14 protein-coding genes are annotated in these 15,669 nt (G+C 69.5%); 5 read left to right on the forward strand and 9 right to left on the reverse strand.

Features of this window, described 5'->3' with window-relative positions:
• Window positions 1-89: 89 nt before the first annotated feature.
• The 7 genes from QRN21_RS15455 to QRN21_RS15485 all read right to left on the reverse strand — a co-directional run bounded on the left by QRN21_RS15455 (window position 90) and on the right by QRN21_RS15485 (window position 6,257).
• Window positions 90-725, reverse strand: coding sequence for a response regulator (locus QRN21_RS15455; RefSeq protein WP_053098884.1), 636 nt, complete (start codon window positions 723-725; stop codon window positions 90-92).
• Window positions 722-1,897, reverse strand: a complete 1,176-nt coding sequence (locus QRN21_RS15460; protein WP_285365038.1) for an ATP-binding protein — start codon at window positions 1,895-1,897, stop codon at window positions 722-724. Before QRN21_RS15460 ends, QRN21_RS15455 begins: the two co-directional genes overlap by 4 nt.
• Before the next feature lie 63 nt (window positions 1,898-1,960).
• The gene (locus tag QRN21_RS15465) at window positions 1,961-2,752 is read right to left on the reverse strand and encodes a class I SAM-dependent methyltransferase (RefSeq protein WP_285365041.1); all 792 of its coding nucleotides are present in this window, start codon (window positions 2,750-2,752) and stop codon (window positions 1,961-1,963) included.
• A gap of 43 nt (window positions 2,753-2,795) precedes the next feature.
• A complete protein-coding gene (locus tag QRN21_RS15470; protein ID WP_285365043.1) occupies window positions 2,796-3,956 on the reverse strand; it encodes an AMP-binding protein in 1,161 nt (386 codons plus the stop codon).
• A gap of 16 nt (window positions 3,957-3,972) precedes the next feature.
• Complete coding sequence (locus QRN21_RS15475; protein WP_285365046.1) at window positions 3,973-4,884, reverse strand: 1,4-dihydroxy-2-naphthoyl-CoA synthase; 912 nt, start codon at window positions 4,882-4,884, stop codon at window positions 3,973-3,975.
• Between the two features lie 79 nt (window positions 4,885-4,963).
• Complete coding sequence (locus QRN21_RS15480) at window positions 4,964-5,923, reverse strand: permease prefix domain 1-containing protein (RefSeq protein ID WP_285365047.1); 960 nt, start codon at window positions 5,921-5,923, stop codon at window positions 4,964-4,966.
• 1 nt (window position 5,924) lies between these two features.
• The gene (locus QRN21_RS15485; RefSeq protein ID WP_285365050.1) at window positions 5,925-6,257 is read right to left on the reverse strand and encodes a PadR family transcriptional regulator; all 333 of its coding nucleotides are present in this window, start codon (window positions 6,255-6,257) and stop codon (window positions 5,925-5,927) included.
• 78 nt (window positions 6,258-6,335) lie between these two features.
• On the opposite strand from QRN21_RS15485, the gene QRN21_RS15490 reads away from it, so the two are divergent.
• Together QRN21_RS15490 and QRN21_RS15495 are read left to right on the forward strand one after the other, a co-directional pair.
• Complete coding sequence (locus QRN21_RS15490) at window positions 6,336-7,355, forward strand: GNAT family N-acetyltransferase (RefSeq protein WP_053098877.1); 1,020 nt, start codon at window positions 6,336-6,338, stop codon at window positions 7,353-7,355.
• A 58-nt stretch (window positions 7,356-7,413) separates the two neighbouring features.
• Complete coding sequence (locus tag QRN21_RS15495) at window positions 7,414-8,391, forward strand: o-succinylbenzoate synthase (protein WP_056277139.1); 978 nt, start codon at window positions 7,414-7,416, stop codon at window positions 8,389-8,391.
• A 19-nt stretch (window positions 8,392-8,410) separates the two neighbouring features.
• Here QRN21_RS15495 and QRN21_RS15500 read toward each other — a convergent pair whose 3' ends face one another.
• Window positions 8,411-9,034: a TetR/AcrR family transcriptional regulator gene (locus QRN21_RS15500; protein WP_053098875.1), complete on the reverse strand. Its 624-nt coding sequence runs from the start codon at window positions 9,032-9,034 to the stop codon at window positions 8,411-8,413.
• 121 nt (window positions 9,035-9,155) lie between these two features.
• Between QRN21_RS15500 and QRN21_RS15505 the strand changes: the two genes are divergently transcribed.
• The 3 genes from QRN21_RS15505 (at window position 9,156) to QRN21_RS15515 (ending at window position 14,665) form a co-directional block, all read left to right on the forward strand.
• Window positions 9,156-11,957, forward strand: a complete 2,802-nt coding sequence (locus QRN21_RS15505; protein ID WP_285365054.1) for an MMPL family transporter — start codon at window positions 9,156-9,158, stop codon at window positions 11,955-11,957.
• A complete protein-coding gene (locus QRN21_RS15510; protein ID WP_285365057.1) occupies window positions 11,954-13,918 on the forward strand; it encodes a YhgE/Pip domain-containing protein in 1,965 nt (654 codons plus the stop codon). Before QRN21_RS15505 ends, QRN21_RS15510 begins: the two co-directional genes overlap by 4 nt.
• Window positions 13,919-14,083: 165 nt before the next feature.
• Window positions 14,084-14,665, forward strand: a complete 582-nt coding sequence (locus QRN21_RS15515) for a 2'-5' RNA ligase family protein (protein WP_083569431.1) — start codon at window positions 14,084-14,086, stop codon at window positions 14,663-14,665.
• A gap of 15 nt (window positions 14,666-14,680) precedes the next feature.
• On the opposite strand, the gene ccsB is transcribed toward QRN21_RS15515, so the two are convergent.
• Window positions 14,681-15,667 (reverse strand): c-type cytochrome biogenesis protein CcsB, encoded by a 987-nt coding sequence (ccsB, locus tag QRN21_RS15520; protein WP_056277133.1) that lies wholly within the window; start codon window positions 15,665-15,667, stop codon window positions 14,681-14,683.
• Window positions 15,668-15,669: the final 2 nt, after the last annotated feature.

The following is a 15,669-nucleotide window of genomic DNA, read 5'->3' on the forward strand; positions in this document are numbered from 1 at the left end:
CGACGCTACGGACGCCGGCTGCTCCGCCGCGTCGGCCTGACGGCGCATCCCCCTACATCGTAAGGATGATCCCGCGGACAGGAATCGGCTCAGGCGAGTCCGTGCTCGAACGCGAAGACCACCAGCTGCACCCGGTCGCGGAGGGTGAGCTTCGTCAGGATGCGGCTGATGTGGGTCTTGACGGTCGCCTCGCTGAGATATTCGCGAGCGGCGATCTCGGAGTTCGAGAGCCCCCGGGCGGCGAGCGCGAAGATCTCGCGCTCACGCTCGGTCAGCGCGGAGAACTGCACGGGCACCGGCTTCGGCTCCTCGGCGAAGTGCTCGAACAGCTCGCGGGTCGCCGACGCGGCGATGACGCTCGAGCCCGCGTGGACGGTGCGGATCGCGGCGAGGAGGAACTCGGGGTCGGCGTCCTTCAGGAGGAATCCGCTCGCCCCCTGACGGATCGCGCGAGCGGCGGCCTCGTCGAGGTCGAAGGTCGTCAGCATGACGATGCGCGGCGGGTCGGGCTGAGCGAGGATCTCGGCGGTCGCAGCGAGCCCGTCCATGACCGGCATCCTGATGTCCATCAGCACCACGTCCGGTCGAGTCGCGTGCACGAGAGCGACGGCTTCGCGGCCATCGCCCGCTTCTCCGACGACGTCGAGATCGGGCTGCGAGGCGAGCAGCATGCGGACTCCGGCGCGGAACAGCGCCTGATCATCGACGAGGACGACCCTGATCATGCGACTTCTCCGATCGGGAGCGAGGCGCGGACGACGAACTGCGCTCCCTGGCGCTCCGCCTGAAGGCTACCGCCGACGAGCTGCGCCCGTTCACGCATGCCGATCACCCCGTGACCGCCGCCGATCTGCGGCTGATCCCGTCCCACGGTGTTGCGCACCTGGATGTCGACACGGTCGGGAAGCCACGCGAGGTGCACGTCGACCGCGCCGTCGCCGTGACGGATGGCGTTCGTGAGCGCCTCCTGGAGGATCCGGTACACCGCGAGCTGGATGGCTCCCGGCGGCTCCCCCGGCGGCATCGGATCGACGGTGATCCGGGGCTCGACTCCTGCCTGACGCACCTGCGCGAACAGCGACTCGAGGTCTGCGAGCGTCGGCTGGGGACCGTCCCCCTGTCGGTGGCGCAGCTGCGTGAGCAGCAGACGCACGTCGCTCAAGGCGCTGCGAGCGGTCTGGGCGATGGTCCCGAGTGCCTCGGTGGCCATCTCGGGCTTCGCGGCGGCCGCATACCTGGCGCCGTCGGCCTGCGCGATCACCACGGCCAGCGAGTGCGCGACGATGTCGTGCATGTCGCGGGCGATCCGCACACGCTCCTGCTCCTCCGCCGCGAGCGACTCCGCCTTCAGCTGCGCCGAACGGGTGCTCCGCGCGCGCAGCACCACCCGCCACAGCAGACCGCAGACCCACGCGAATCCGAGCGCGAGCACCGAGACGACCAGGAGCAGCGTGCCGGTCGTCAGCTGATCCCACCCGCTGGCGCCGGAGGTGACGCCCGTGACGACGACCAGGTAGACCGCCGAGACCAGAGCACCGAGCAGCGCCGAGCCGAAACCCCACCACAGCACCGCGCGGGACCCCCAGGCGGCGGTCGCGTAGAGCACCAGGAGGATCGCCACATCGATCGGCAGCGGACCGAATCCGGACAGCATCTGCACGATCGCGCCCGCCCAGGCCACGGCGAGCGCGAGTCCGGGGGCGAGCCTGCCGATCGCGACTCCGCCGAACATCAGGATGCCCGCGGTGACGATCGCCGCGACCGCCGCACCGCTGATCCCCTCGCCGACCGCCCCCGGGCCGTAGAAGACGACGGAGAACGGCGTGAGGATGACGAAGAGCAGCGCCGCCCCGACGATGTCGAGCACGAGCGCCGTACGGGAGAGCGGGCGGATCACTCCCCCACGCTACGCGGCACGGCATCCGCCTCGCATCCGCCTGCAGATGTATCCGCAGTCCGGTCAGGCGCGGGCGATGATCTCGCCGTGCGGCACGAGGTACCAGCCGTCGCCGTCGTCGGCCCAGCGCTTCCACGCGTCGCTGATCTCCTGCAGGTCGCTCGACGTCGCCATCTCGCTGTCGACCAGCTGCCGCGCGAGCGCCGATTCGAGGATGCGGTCGGCCCACATGCCGCCCCACCAGGCGCGATCCTCGGGATTCGCGTAGGTCCAGTTGGAGGTCGTCGCGGTGACGTCATCGAATCCGGCCGCGCGGGCCCAGGCGAGAAGGCGGCGCCCCGCATCGGGCTCGCCGCCGTTGGCCCTCGCCGCTCGCCGGTAGAGGTCGAGCCAGTGGTCGAGTTCAGGGAGCATGGGGAACCAGATGAAGCCTGCGTAGTCGGCGTCACGTGCCGCCACGACACCGCCGGGCGCTGCGACCCGGCGCATCTCACGCAGCGCCTGCACCGGATCGCCGACGTGCTGCAGCACCTGGTGCGCGTGGACGACGTCGAAGGTGTCGTCGGCGAAGCTCAGCGCGTGCACGTCTTCGACCGCGAAGTCGAGGTTCGTGAGCCCTCTGCTCGACGCGAGATCGCGCGAGAGTGAGAGCGCGTTCTCATCGATCTCGGTCGCCGTAACGTGGGCGACGACGCCCGCGAAGTCGACCGTGATGCTGCCGGGCCCCGCTCCGACGTCGAGAAGCCTGGTGTTCGCGGTGAGGTGGGGGCGCAGGTACTCCGCCGAGTTCGCGATGGTGCGGCTGCTGTGAGAGCGGAGGACGGTCTCGTGATGTCCGTGCGTGTAGGTGGCCATGCCTCACTCTGGCAGGAGAGTTCCCACTCCGGCGAATCGACCGTCAGTGCAGTTCGACGACGGCGCGTCTGATCGACTCGCGGTCGGGTTTGCCTGAGGCCAGCACGGCGAGTTCGTCGACCATGATCAGCCGCGCCGGCCTCGCGTGCCTGCCCAGCTCTTCGGCGACGAGGTCTCGTGCGTGCGCGAGCTGCTCCGACTCGCTTCGTCGCAGAGCTTCGCCTCTGGGTGCGACGATGACCGAGGCCTCACCCCATCGCTCGTCCGGTACGCCGACGACCACCGCGCCGGTGAGTCCCGGGACACTGCGAACCAGCCGTTCGACGCGGTCGAGGGAGATGTTGATTCCGCCCGAGACGATCACGTTGTCGGCACGACCGTGCACCCGCACGACGCCGTCGTCGTAGAGCCCGAGATCGCCGGTGTGATACCAGCGGATGCCGTGCTCGTCGCGCGAGAAGTTCTTCGCCGTGAGCTCCCCGTCGCCGAGATAGCCGTCAGCGAGCATCGGACCGGCGATGCGCAGCTCTCCGTCCACCGTGCGCACGGCGACGGTGTCGAGGGGGACGCCGTCGTAGACGCATCCCCCGCTCGTCTCGGTGGAGCCATAGGTGCGGACGAGTCGGATGCCGAGATCGGCGGCGCGGTCGCGCAGCGGTTCCGGCAGCGCCTGGCCACCCACGAGGATCGCCCGGTACGCCTGAAGGGCCGCACGCACAGGTCGGTCGTCTGCCGCATCGAGCAGCGTCGACAGCTGCGCGGGGACGAGCGAGGTGTACAGCTCGGGGATGCCGGCGGAACCGCCCGGCAGCGGGCGGAGCATCGACAGCGTCGCGTCGGCGAACGAATCGGGTGAGAACCGACCGCTCAGCGCGACAGGGTGCGTGCCTGCCATCAGAGACCGCACGATGACCTGGAGTCCGGCCACGTATCCGGCAGGCAGGGCGAGCAGCCAGCGCCCGCCGCCCACTCTCGACGCCGTCGCCTCGGCACTCGCCCGCAGCGCCTCGCCGCTCAACGCGACCCGCTTGGGGACCCCGCTGGAGCCCGAGGTGGCGATCACGACGGCCGTGCCGTCCGGCACCCATTTCGGGGCGTCTCCGAGCATCCCGAATCCGAGCGCCGGCCCGCCGTCGAGCGCGCGCGCCAGAGCGGCCCGCAGTTCGGCCGGATCCTCGGCATCCGTCGGCGTCAGCGCGACCATGTGCGTCTCGATCCGCTCAGTAGTGCCAGGGGAACGAGGTCCAGTCGGCGTCCCGCTTCTCGAGGAACGAGTCGCGACCCTCGACTGCTTCATCGGTGCCGTAGGCGAGGCGGGTGGCCTCGCCGGCGAACACCTGCTGCCCCACGAGCCCGTCGTCCACCGCGTTGAAGGCGAACTTCAGCATGCGGATCGCCGTGGGCGACTTGGTGAGCACGGTGCGCGCCATCTTCAGCGCCTCGCGCTCGAGGTCGGCATGGGGCACGACCCGGTTGACCGCCCCGGCCTCGTACGCCCGCTGCGCCGAGTACTCCTCGGCGAGGAAGAACACCTCGCGCGCGAACTTCTGCCCGGTCTGCCTCGCCATGTACGCCGATCCGTACCCCGCGTCGAAGCTGCCGACATCGGCGTCGGTCTGCTTGAACCGCGCCTCCTCGGCGGAGGCGATCGTGAGGTCGCACACCACGTGCAGCGAGTGCCCTCCGCCGGCCGCCCAGCCCGGCACGACGGCGAAGACGACCTTCGGCATGAAGCGGATGAGGCGCTGGACCTCGAGGATGTGCAGGCGACCGGCGCGAGCCGGATCGTGCACGGTCGTCTCGTCATCGGAGTACTTGTATCCGTCGCGGCCGCGGATGCGCTGGTCGCCGCCCGAGCAGAACGCCCACCCGCCGTCCTTCGGACTCGGTCCGTTGCCGGTGAGGAGGACCGCGCCGATGCGGGGGTTCTGCCGTGCGTCGTCGAGTGCCCGGTAGAGCTCGTCGACCGTGTGCGGGCGGAAGGCGTTGCGCACCTCGGGGCGGTTGAACGCGATGCGCGCGACTCCGCCGTCCGTGCTCACGTGGGCGGTGATGTCGGTGTAGTCCTCGGCGCCGGGCGCGAGCACCCATTCGTCCGGGTCGAACAGGTCTGAGACGAATGCGCTGGTCACACCATCCAGCCTATTCCCGCCCGGGTTGCACACGGAGACGGCGTCGCCCCGAAGAGGCGACGCCGTCTGCGTGCGGTGATCAGCCGCGGCGAGCGCGAGCGGTCTTGATCCAGCCGTCGACGATGTCCCAGATCGGGAACGCGATGAGGGCGAACCCGGTGATCACGGTCAGGATGCGCATCGTCTCATCGGTCACGCCGTTGTCGGTGAAGACGAAGCGGAGGAACTCGGGGTTGAGCAGCTCGCCCTGCACCAGCAGCGTCAGCGACCAGACGGCGAACACCGCCGCGAGCAGGGTGTTGACCACAGCGGCACCGATCGTCCAGCGGCGCCGAGCGTAGACCACCACCGTCAGCAGCGCCTCGGCGACGAACAGCCCGAGGAAGAACGTGATCCCCCAGGGCCACAGACCCGGGTTCAGGATCGCGATCGGAGCTCCTTCCGTCGGGAAGAAGCCGATGAATGCGTCCCAGAAGACCGCGCCCACCCCCAGCACGAGGAACACGAGCGCCGCGATCGCGTCCGCCCTGGCGGCTCCGTTCTGGGTCGGCTCGGGCAGCTGGTCGACGTCCCACTTCACCCCGGTGTCCGCTCCGGTGCGCTCGAGGATGAAGAAGACCAGGGTCACCCAGAAGCAGACGTGCACGATGACCGAGATGCCGACCGTGACGGCGGCGCCGATCATCGTTCCGATGGGTGCGCGCTCGATCGCCTGCGCGATCGCGACTCCGCCCATCGCGCACACCGGCACGATGATGAGCAGCAACTTGAGCAGCCGCCACCACACGAGGTAGTACCGGGGTCCGATCAGGTGCAGCGGCCGGTCGGCGTAGCCGGCGGCGAGGACGCCGGGGTCGCCCAGCTCTGTGAGGACCGCCCGTTCGGCCTCGGCCGGGTCGTCCCCCTGTTCGAGTCTCGCGTCGATCGCGTCGGCGATGGATCCTTCGAGCTCGGCGCGGACGTCGTCCTGCACCTCGGGTGTGAGGCTGCGGATCGTGGCGCTGATGTATCGCTCGGTGAGCGTGGCTGTCGAGGGCATGTCAGTTCTCCTCAGCTGTGAGGGTCGCGATCGCCGTCGTGAGCGATCGCCATTCTTCGGTCAGGGTGTCGGCGAGCCGGATGCCGGCTTCCGATGTGCGGTAGAACTTGCGGGGCCGCGCCTCGTCGGTGTTCCACTCGCTCGTCAGGTACTCCTGCTTCTCGAGACGCCGAAGCAGCGGGTACAGCGTGTTCGCATCGGTGGCGAAGCCGCGGCGCTCGAGGTCTTCGAGCAGCCCGTAGCCGTACCCCGCCGTGCGCAGCAGCTGCAGGCTCGCCAGCACCACGGTGCCGCGGCGCAGTTCCTGCAGATGCGTGTCGAGGGTCTCGTTCATGTCGATCACATTACTGTGCGTCACACACCATTGTCAATCACACATTTATGTGAGGGACAAGGCGCGTACGGTGGTCGCATGGCGATCGAGATCCTCCGCATCGACGCGACCGATGACCGGTCCGTCGATGCATGGTGGGATGCGTACGCCACCGCCGAACGCGCGGATCGCGGCGCGGATGCCGTCGTGTGGTCGCTCGAGGAGTCGCGCAGCGAGCTGCAGCAGGAGTCGGCCGTCGTCGACCGACGCGCCTATCTGCTGCGCCACGCCGACCGGATCGTCGGCTCCGCGAGCCTCGCGCTCCCCCTGAAGGACAACACCCACGTCGCCCATCTCGCGATCAGCGTGCCGCCCGAGCACCGACGGCGCGGCATCGGCTCCGAGGCCCTCGCGTTCCTCGAGGCAGAGGTCACGGCGTCCGGTCGGACGATCGCGCAGGGGGCGACGTCGTGGCGCCACGCACTCGGTTCGGAGGGTGCCGGATCGCCGGGGCGTGAGTTCGCACGCGCCCGCGGCTACAGCCTGGCCCTCGGCGACGTGCAGAGCAGGCTCGACCTCCCGGTCGACCCCGCACTGCTCGACCGGATCGAGAGCGACATCGCATCGGCGATCGCTCCGTACGAGATCCGCAGCTGGGTCGGCCGCATCCCCGATGAGGTCGTGGAACGCTGGACGATCCTCGACGCCGCCCTCGAGACCGAAGCCCCGACCGGCGAACTCGCCATCGAACCCCAGAGACCCGATGTCGACAGCATCCGCGAGAGCGAGGAACTGCTCGACCGCCAGAGGCGCGTGTCGTTCGGGGCCATCGCCCTCGCGGCCGACGGCGAGGCCGCGGCGTATTCGCAGCTCGTCGTGTCGACCGACGACGGCAACGCCTATCAGTGGGGCACGCTCGTGCGCACCGCGGACCGGGGGCACCGGCTCGGCATCGCGGTCAAGGCAGCCAATCTCCGGATGCTGCAGAGGGAGGCGCCGCAGACCCGCGCCGTCTACACCTACAACGCCGAGTCGAACGCGCACATGCTCGCCGTCAACACCGCGCTCGGGTTCCGCCCCAGCGAGCGGATGGGCGAACTGCAGAAGCGCCTGCGCTGAGGCGGACCCGTCGGCACGGCGGATCCCCGACGAGGCGCCGACAGAGCAGAATGAGCACATGCTCCCACCGCTCGCAGATCTGCTCGGCTCGGCCAGGGTCGTCTCGCTTCCGATGCACACCCGCTTCCGCGGGGTCGACAAGAGAGAGGCGCTGCTCGTCGAAGGGCCGGAGGGATGGGCGGAATTCTCTCCGTTCGTCGAGTACGACGATCTCGAGTCGGCCACCTGGCTCGCGGCGGCGATCGACTTCGCCTGGAGGACGCAGCCCGAACCTCTCCGCGAGCGCATCGGCGTGAACGCCACCATCCCGGCTGTCGAGGCGGCGCAGGTCGCCGAAGTGCTGGCCCGCTTCGCCGGCTGCCGCACCGCCAAGGTCAAGGTCGCGGAACCCGGGCAGACGCTCGCAGACGACATCGCCCGTGTGCGGGCCGTGCGCGAGGCCATGGGGCCGGAGGGTCGCATCCGCGTCGATGCCAACGGCCTGTGGAACGTCGACGAGGCCGAGCACGCCGTGCATGCGCTCAACGAGTTCGATCTCGAGTACGTCGAGCAGCCGTGCGCGACAGTGCCGGAGCTCGCCGAACTGCGCACCCGGGTGAAGTACATGGGCATTCCGGTGGCCGCCGACGAGAGCATCCGCAAGTCCTCCGACCCGCTCGCGGTCGCGCGCGAGAAGGCCGCCGACCTGCTCGTCATCAAGGCGCAGCCGCTCGGGGGCATCACGCATGCGCTGCAGATCATCACCGCCGCGGGCCTGCCCGTCGTGGTCTCCAGCGCGCTCGACACCGCGATCGGACTCTCCCAGGGTGCGGCGCTCGCCGCCGCCCTGCCGACTCTCGACTACGACTGCGGGCTCGGCACGGCATCCCTGTTCCTCGACGATGTCGCCGACCTGCGCCCGGTGGACGGCTCGATCCCGGCAGCTCGGGTCACCCCGGATCCCGATGCTTTGGCGCGGCTCGCCGCCTCGGACGACCGACGGGACTGGTGGCTCGATCGCCTCACGCGGTGCTACGCCGTGCTCGACGCGCGCTGACCGCCGTTCGTCTGCGAGGTCACTCCGCGAGCAGCAGCTGCACGAGCCGCCCGAGCTCCTCGCCGCTGGAATGCCGCAGCTGGTCGGAGTCCTGACCGGCCATCGCTCCGCGAACGGTCATGCCCTCCCAGATGATCATGAGCATGCGCGCGGCCTCTTCGGCGGGAACCTTCAGCTCGAGCGAGCTCACCGAGACGATGTCGGTGATGATCACGGCGATGCTCGAGACCATCTCGCGCTCCTGCACGAGGTAGGCAGCGCCGAACTGATGGTCACGCAGAGCACGGATCCGGATTTCGCTCATCAGCATGACGCCCAGGCGGTCATCGCCGCCCGCGTCCATGATCCGCTGGACGAGCTCGACCGGGTCGCATCCCTCTGACAGACCGCCCTCGGCGGCGATCTCGTCGACGCGGTCACGCACCGCATTGACGCGCTGCTCGCCGACGCTGCCGGCGAGCACGAGGAAGAGCTCGTCCTTCGACTCGAAATTCGAATAGAACGCGCCGCGGGTGAACCCGGCGCGATCGCAGACCGCTTCGACGGAGGCGCCGTCGAGGCCGACCTCGGCGAAGACCTGCGCGGCCGCATCGAGAAGCCGGGCTCGCGTGTTCTCCCGGCTGCGGGTGGCGGGTGTCGTCATCGAATCCTCCTGCCTCTCATTCTCACACCCCGCACACAGACTCCGGGGCTCGGACCACCTTACGATACAGGTATGTATTGGATACACCTGTGTATCCAGCCCGTATTCCCTGAGGAGCCTCGTGTCCACACTCCTGTCCTCGCTCGGTCGCTGGTCCTACCGGCACCCGTGGCGCGTTCTCGTCTCCTGGCTGCTCGCCCTCGGCATCGCGGGGGCCGGCGCCCTCGTCCTCGGGGCTGGCACGGACAACTCCTTCTCGATCCCGGGCACCGAGTCCCAGGCCGGCCTCGAGCAGCTCAACCGCTCGTTCCCCGCGGTCAGCGGCACCAGCGCGCAGATCATCGTGGTCGCCGCCGACGGCGACTCGATCACGGATGACGCATATAAGACCGACATCGAGGATGCCGTCGACCAGCTCGCCGACCTCGACGACTCGGTGCTCTCGGCGACCTCCCCGTTCGACGAGATGGTCAGCGGCATGATCAACGACGACGAGACGGCCGGTATCATCCGCCTGCAGTTCGACGGCCAGGCCAGCGATGTATCGGCGGAGACGCAGGATGACCTGCGAGCCGTCGTGGCCGAACTCGCCGATGAGCTGCCGGACGGATCACAGACCTCCCTCGGCGGAGAGCTCTTCGCCACCTCCATCCCCGGTGTCACGCTCACCGAGGCCGTGGGTCTGCTGATCGCGCTGCTGGTGCTGATCGTCACGTTCCGCTCGTTCGTCGTCGCAGGACTCCCGCTGCTCACGGCAGTGCTCGGTGTGGGCATCTCGATGGCCGGCATCTTCGCCGCCACCGCCTTCGCCACGGTCTCGTCGACCACTCCCCTCCTCGCCCTGATGCTCGGGCTCGCCGTCGGAATCGACTACGCACTGTTCATCATGGCCAGGCACCAGGATCAGGTCCGCGAGGGAGTCGACCCCGAGGAGTCGACAGCGCGGGCTGTAGGCACGGCAGGCTCGGCGGTGGTGTTCGCGGGCGTGACCGTGCTGATCGCCCTGATCGGACTCGGGTTCGCGGGCATCCCGTTCCTGACGACGATGGGCATCGCGGCCTCCGCCGCCGTCGCGGTCGCCGTCGCCATCGCCGTGACGCTCACCCCCGCGCTGCTGGGCTTCATGAAGGGCCGGGTGGCCGGCCGGCCGCGCAAGGCTCCGAAGGCGAAGAAGGGCAAGGCAGCCCCCGCGCAGCGCCGTCGCTTCAGCGAGCGCTGGGTGACCGGCGTCACCCGGCGTCCGATCCTCGTATCCCTGGCCGTCGTGCTCGGGCTCGGCATCGTCGCCGTGCCCGCCCTCAGCCTGAATCTCGCGCTGCCCAACGCGGGCGTACTGCCGCAGGACTCCGAAGCGCGGCAGAGCTACGACCTGGTCGGCGAGCAGTTCGGTCCCGGGTTCAACGGACCGCTGATCCTGACGGGCACGATCGTCACGTCGACCGATCCGCTGACCCTGATGGAGGATCTCGGCGACGAGGTCGCCCAGATCGACGGGGTCAAGGAGGTCGCCCTCGCCACCCCGAACGAGACCGCAGACACCGGCATCGTGCAGATCATCCCCGAGACCGCACCCGATGACCCCGCGACGGCCGATCTCGTGCGAGAGCTGCGCTCGCACCACGACGAGTGGCTCGACGAGTTCGGCATCGACCTGAAGGTGACCGGGTTCACCGCGGTGGGCATCGACATCTCCGACCAGCTGGGCAACGCCCTTCTCCCGTTCGGCATCTTCGTCATCGGCCTGTCTCTGATCCTGCTCACGATCGTGTTCCGCTCTCTCTGGGTGCCGGTCACGGCAGCCGCCGGCTATCTGCTCTCGATCGTCGCCGCGTTCGGCATCGTGGGAGCCGTGTTCGAGTGGGGCTGGTTCGCCGACGCCCTCCATGTCGCGAAGGTCGGTCCGATCATCAGCTTCATGCCGATCATCCTGATGGGTGTGCTGTTCGGGCTCGCGATGGATTACCAGGTGTTCCTGGTGTCTCGGATGCGCGAGGACTTCGTGCACGATCCCGACGGCAGGAGCCCCGATCGCGCGACTCGCCGAGCCGCGGCACTGCGTGCCGTGCGCAGCGGCTTCACGGGATCGGCGAAGGTCGTCACCGCTGCCGGCCTCATCATGTTCGCCGTCTTCGTGGCGTTCGTCCCCGAAGGCGACTCGTCGCTCAAGCCGATCGCGCTGGGCCTTGCGGCCGGCATCGCGATCGACGCGTTCCTGGTGAGGATGACGCTGATCCCTGCACTCATGGCCATCCTCGGGGAACGCGCATGGGAGATCCCGGCCTGGCTGGAGCGGGTCCTCCCGAGCGTCGACATCGAAGGAGAGGCGGTCGAACGCGAGCGTCACCTGGCGGGCTGGCCGGGCGATGACTCGATCGTCGCCGCCGACGACCTCACGATGACGGATGCCGGCATCGACGGCCTCCACCTGCGCCTCGCACCCGGGGCCTCCGCCGTGCTCACCGGATCGTCAGCCGGCGCATTGCGCGCGCTCGCTCTGACGATCGCCGGGCGGGCGACTGCGGACGACGGCCGCCTCCGGGTCGCAGGCCATCTTCTGCCCGGTCGATCCGCGTGGGTGCGGGCGCATGTCGGAGCGGTCATGGCCGCCGATGCCGCGAGCCTGTCGGCCGACCTCGCCGAGGCACTGCGCGGACGGCCGGCTCTCGTGGTGATCGACGGAGCCGACCGGCTCTCCCGCCCCGAACGCGATCAGCTCGCGGCGCGACTGCGCGACTCCCGCAGCACGACGGCGATGCTGCTCACCGCGCTCGATCCCCAGGCGGCCCTGGAGATCCTGGCCGATGCCGGCCGTTCATCGGCTGACACGATCGACATCGACGCGCCAGCCGCACAGTCGCAATCCGAGTCCTCGGTGCCCCGCATCGTCGACGGCACCACCGAATCGACCGAGGTGAACGCATGACCCTCCCCATCGAACGCGCCCGTTCGCGCAAGCCCATCACGTGGCTGACGATCCTCGGCGTCCTGCTGCTTCCCGCGGCAGTGGGCGGCATCCTGGTCGCTGCCCTGCAGAATCCCACCGAGCGTCTCGAGTCGATGACCGCGGCGATCGTCAACCTCGACGAGCCCGTCGAGATCGACGGACAGCTCACTCCGCTCGGTCGACAGCTCGCCTCGGGGCTCGTCGAAGGATCGGACGAGCTCGATTCCAACCTCACCTGGGTGATCTCGAACGAGGACGACGCCGCCGACGGTCTCGCCGACGGCTCGTATCAGGCCGTCATCACGATCCCCGAGGAGTTCTCGGCCGCAGCGACCTCGGCGGGGCAGGCGATCTCGGACGGCGGCGGCGCCGCGGAGCAGGCCACGATCCAGGTCACCACCCCGGAGGACGGGCTCGTCGCCGATGACCTGATCACGAGTCAGATCGCGAACGTGGCGGCCTCGAGCATGGGCACACTGCTGTCGGAGGCGACGACGGAGAACATCCTCGTCGGCTTCACCACGATCGGAGACCAGATCGGCGAGGCCGCGGACGGCGCCGCCGAACTCGCCACCGGCGCGCGGGATGCGGCCACGGGAGCCGCGGCGATCCCCGACGGCGCGACTCAGCTCGCCTCCGGTGCCACGGAGCTCGGAAACGGCGCATCCTCCTTGGCATCCGGGCTCGACACACTCGCGTCGAAGACCCGCGAGGCCGCGAACGGCGCGAGCCAGATCGGCACCGGGCTGACCGCAGGCGCGACGGAGCTGCAGAATCAGGCCGGTCAGCTGCCCGCTCTCGTGGGAGCTGTCGAGACCGGGACCGCGGCCGCGACGGATGCCGCCACCCAGACCGCCGGGCTTGCTCAGCGCCTCGGCGCGATGGCCGCGAGCTGTGACCCCATGACCTCCGGTGATCTGTGCGCCGAGCTCGCCGCCGAGGCCGCGAACGCTGCGGATGCCGCGACGTCGGCCGGAACCGCATCGGGGTACCTCACGACCGTCTCTCCCCAGATCGCGACTCTCCCGGGCGCATTCACCACTCTCGCGGCCCAGCTCGGCGAGGCGGGTGCGGGGGCGACGGGTCTCGCAGACGGTCTGAACCAGTTGGCGTCGCAGGGTCTCGACGAATCGGCGAGCGGTGCACGAGCACTGGCGACGGGCGCATCCCAGCTGTCGGACGGAGCGACCGAGCTCGCGACCGGTGCCGACGAGCTCGCGACCGGCCTCGACACCCTCGCCACGGGAACCGGCGATCTCGCGGGCGGCCTGCGCACCGCATCCGATTCGCTCCCCTCGTTCAGCGACTCCGAGTCGACCTCGCTCGCGTCGGTGATCGCCGATCCGGTGGCGTCCAAGGGCGCCGACGGCGCCACGATCTTCGGCCCGACCGCGATTCCGCTGCTCGCCGCCGTGGTGCTGTGGTTCGGGTCTCTCGCCTCGTTCCTGGTCATGCGGGCCTACACCGCGCGCACCCTGACCTCCCGACGCTCGTCGGCCGGACTCGCCCTGCGCGCCTTCGCCCCGGCTGCCGCCATCGGTGCAGCCCAGGGTCTGCTGGTGTCGCTCATCGTGCAGATCGTCGCCGGATACGACGCCGCGGCCTGGTGGGCCTTCGCAGGAATCGCCGTGCTCGCCGGGGTCGCCTTCGCGGCCGTGAACCAGGCACTCGTCGCGGTCTTCGGCGGCGTCGGCCGCTGGGTCAGCGCGCTCGTCGGCGTGCTCGCGATCGCGACCGGTCTGATCTCGACCGTGCCGGGATGGCTGGCGGATCTCGGCGCATCGCTGCCGACCTCCCCCGCGTTCGCCGGGCTGATCACCGCGAACGGAGGCGCAGCCGCAGCCCTCATCGTCTGGGGCGTGCTGTCGCTCGTCGCGACCACCGTCGCGGTGGCGCTGCGGCGCACCACCTCCGTGAAGGCGGCCCTCGCGACGGCGTGAACCACCTCGCCGAGCACCGCTTCGGACCACGACGCAGGACGCGCCGCGCATTGATCACGATGCGCGGCGCGTCCTGTATCCGCTCCGAATCCGTGCCCGCTCGCGATCGAACGGTATTCGGACGTGTGCCCGCGCACGTACGATCAGAGGATGCGTCGCCCCTTCATGACCTCTCCCGCCCAGCTCGAGTCACTCGAGGGACAGCAGTATCTCGTGCTGCGACCCACGCGGGCCGTGTCGGACGTGTACCGGGCCGAGCAGAGGTCGGCGCTCGGCCGGATGGATGCTCCGCACCCGCACACCGAGCACGTCACCCTGCGCGCGTTCCATGAGCCCGAGCGCCGCGAAGAGCTGCTCGCGCTGATCCGCGAGTGGGCGGTGGCGCAGCGTCCGATCGAGGTCGTCGCCGAGGCCGTCGACGTCTTCCCCGCCCCCTGGCAGGTCGTCATCCTGCGGCTGCGGCGCACCGCATCCATCGTGTCGGCGTACTCCACGCTCAGCGAAGCGCTCGAGGGAACGGACTTCCGCCGTCTCGACGAGCGCAGCACGGACGACTGGACGTTCCACCTGTCGGTGATCTATGCGAAGACGCTCGCGCCCGCGGCGTGGACGGAACTGTCGCACAAGTCGCGGCGCTCGCTCAGCTCGCGCCCCGCCGAGACCATCAGCGAAGTCGAGCTCGTCTGGTACGAAGACGGAGCCGAGCACTCCGAGGTCATCCCCTTCGGACTGCGCTCGTTCAGATGAGCCGCGCTCGGGCGCTCAGCTGAGGCCCGAGTATGCGTGCAGACCCTTGAAGAAGACGTTGACGATCGTGAAGTTGAAGAGCACGGCCGAGAAGCCGACGATCGCCAGCCACGCCGAGGGGTTGCCGCGCCAGCCGCGCGTCGCGCGAGCGTGGATGTACCCGGCGTAGAGAACCCAGATGACGAAGGTCCAGGTCTCCTTGACGTCGAAGCCCCAGAAGCGGCTCCAGGCGTAGTAGGCCCAGATGGAGCCGGCGATCAGCGTGAACGTCCAGAGGATGAAGCCGATGATCGTGAAGCGGTAGGCCATGCTCTCGAGCCGTTCGGACCCGGGGAACGTGCGCAGGAATCCGGGGCCGGTCTTCTCCGCGCCCTCGGAGATGAGGCGCTCGCGACGCGACTGCATCAGCTGGATCACCGAGAGGGCGAAGGCCAGAGCGAAGAACGCGGTGCCGAGCGAGGCCACGAAGACGTGGATCACCAGCCACACGCTCTTCAGCGGGTCCATCAGGGGCGAGACGTCGACGTAGAAGTTCGTGGCGGAGAGACCCAGCAGCACGACGACCAGACCCGTGATGAACGTGCCGAGAAAGCGCAGATCGATGCGCGTCAGCACCACCAGGAACACGGCGACGATCAGCAGCGTTCCCATCATCGCGAATTCGTAGAGGTTGGCCCACGGCACTCGCCCGGCCGCGAGACCACGGGTGAGCGTGGCGGCGAAATGGAAGATGAACGCGAGCACGGTCAGCGAGGTCCCGATGCGGGCCATCACGAAGCGCTGAGGCGCGGCCTCGGAGCCGGATGCCGCGGCAGCCGTCGCCGCCTTGCCGCCGCGCGAGCGGGTTCCGGCTCCGACGAGTTCGAACTCCTGCACGGTCGCCGCGTCCGCGGACAGCTGCGACCGACGGGCGAGGTCGAAGGCGTAGGCCACGAAGGCCGCCGCATAGATCGCGATCGCCGTCCACAGCAGGATCGGCGAGATCACTTCGAGATCGAACATGG

Source organism: Microbacterium sp. LMC-P-041 (genome assembly GCF_030209555.1).
Taxonomy (GTDB): Bacteria; Actinomycetota; Actinomycetes; order Actinomycetales; family Microbacteriaceae; genus Microbacterium.

Coding starts and splice junctions, on each gene's coding strand:
- QRN21_RS15455 (WP_053098884.1), bottom strand. CDS start 725: ATGATCAGGGTCGTCCTCGTCGATGATCAGGCGCTGTTCCGCGCCGGA.
- QRN21_RS15500 (WP_053098875.1), bottom strand. CDS start 9,034: ATGACGACACCCGCCACCCGCAGCCGGGAGAACACGCGAGCCCGGCTT.
- QRN21_RS15495 (WP_056277139.1), top strand. CDS start 7,414: ATGCTCCCACCGCTCGCAGATCTGCTCGGCTCGGCCAGGGTCGTCTCG.
- QRN21_RS15490 (WP_053098877.1), top strand. CDS start 6,336: ATGGCGATCGAGATCCTCCGCATCGACGCGACCGATGACCGGTCCGTC.
- QRN21_RS15465 (WP_285365041.1), bottom strand. CDS start 2,752: ATGGCCACCTACACGCACGGACATCACGAGACCGTCCTCCGCTCTCAC.
- ccsB (WP_056277133.1), bottom strand. CDS start 15,667: ATGTTCGATCTCGAAGTGATCTCGCCGATCCTGCTGTGGACGGCGATC.
- QRN21_RS15480 (WP_285365047.1), bottom strand. CDS start 5,923: ATGCCCTCGACAGCCACGCTCACCGAGCGATACATCAGCGCCACGATC.
- QRN21_RS15515 (WP_083569431.1), top strand. CDS start 14,084: ATGACCTCTCCCGCCCAGCTCGAGTCACTCGAGGGACAGCAGTATCTC.
- QRN21_RS15485 (WP_285365050.1), bottom strand. CDS start 6,257: ATGAACGAGACCCTCGACACGCATCTGCAGGAACTGCGCCGCGGCACC.
- QRN21_RS15470 (WP_285365043.1), bottom strand. CDS start 3,956: ATGGTCGCGCTGACGCCGACGGATGCCGAGGATCCGGCCGAACTGCGG.
- QRN21_RS15510 (WP_285365057.1), top strand. CDS start 11,954: ATGACCCTCCCCATCGAACGCGCCCGTTCGCGCAAGCCCATCACGTGG.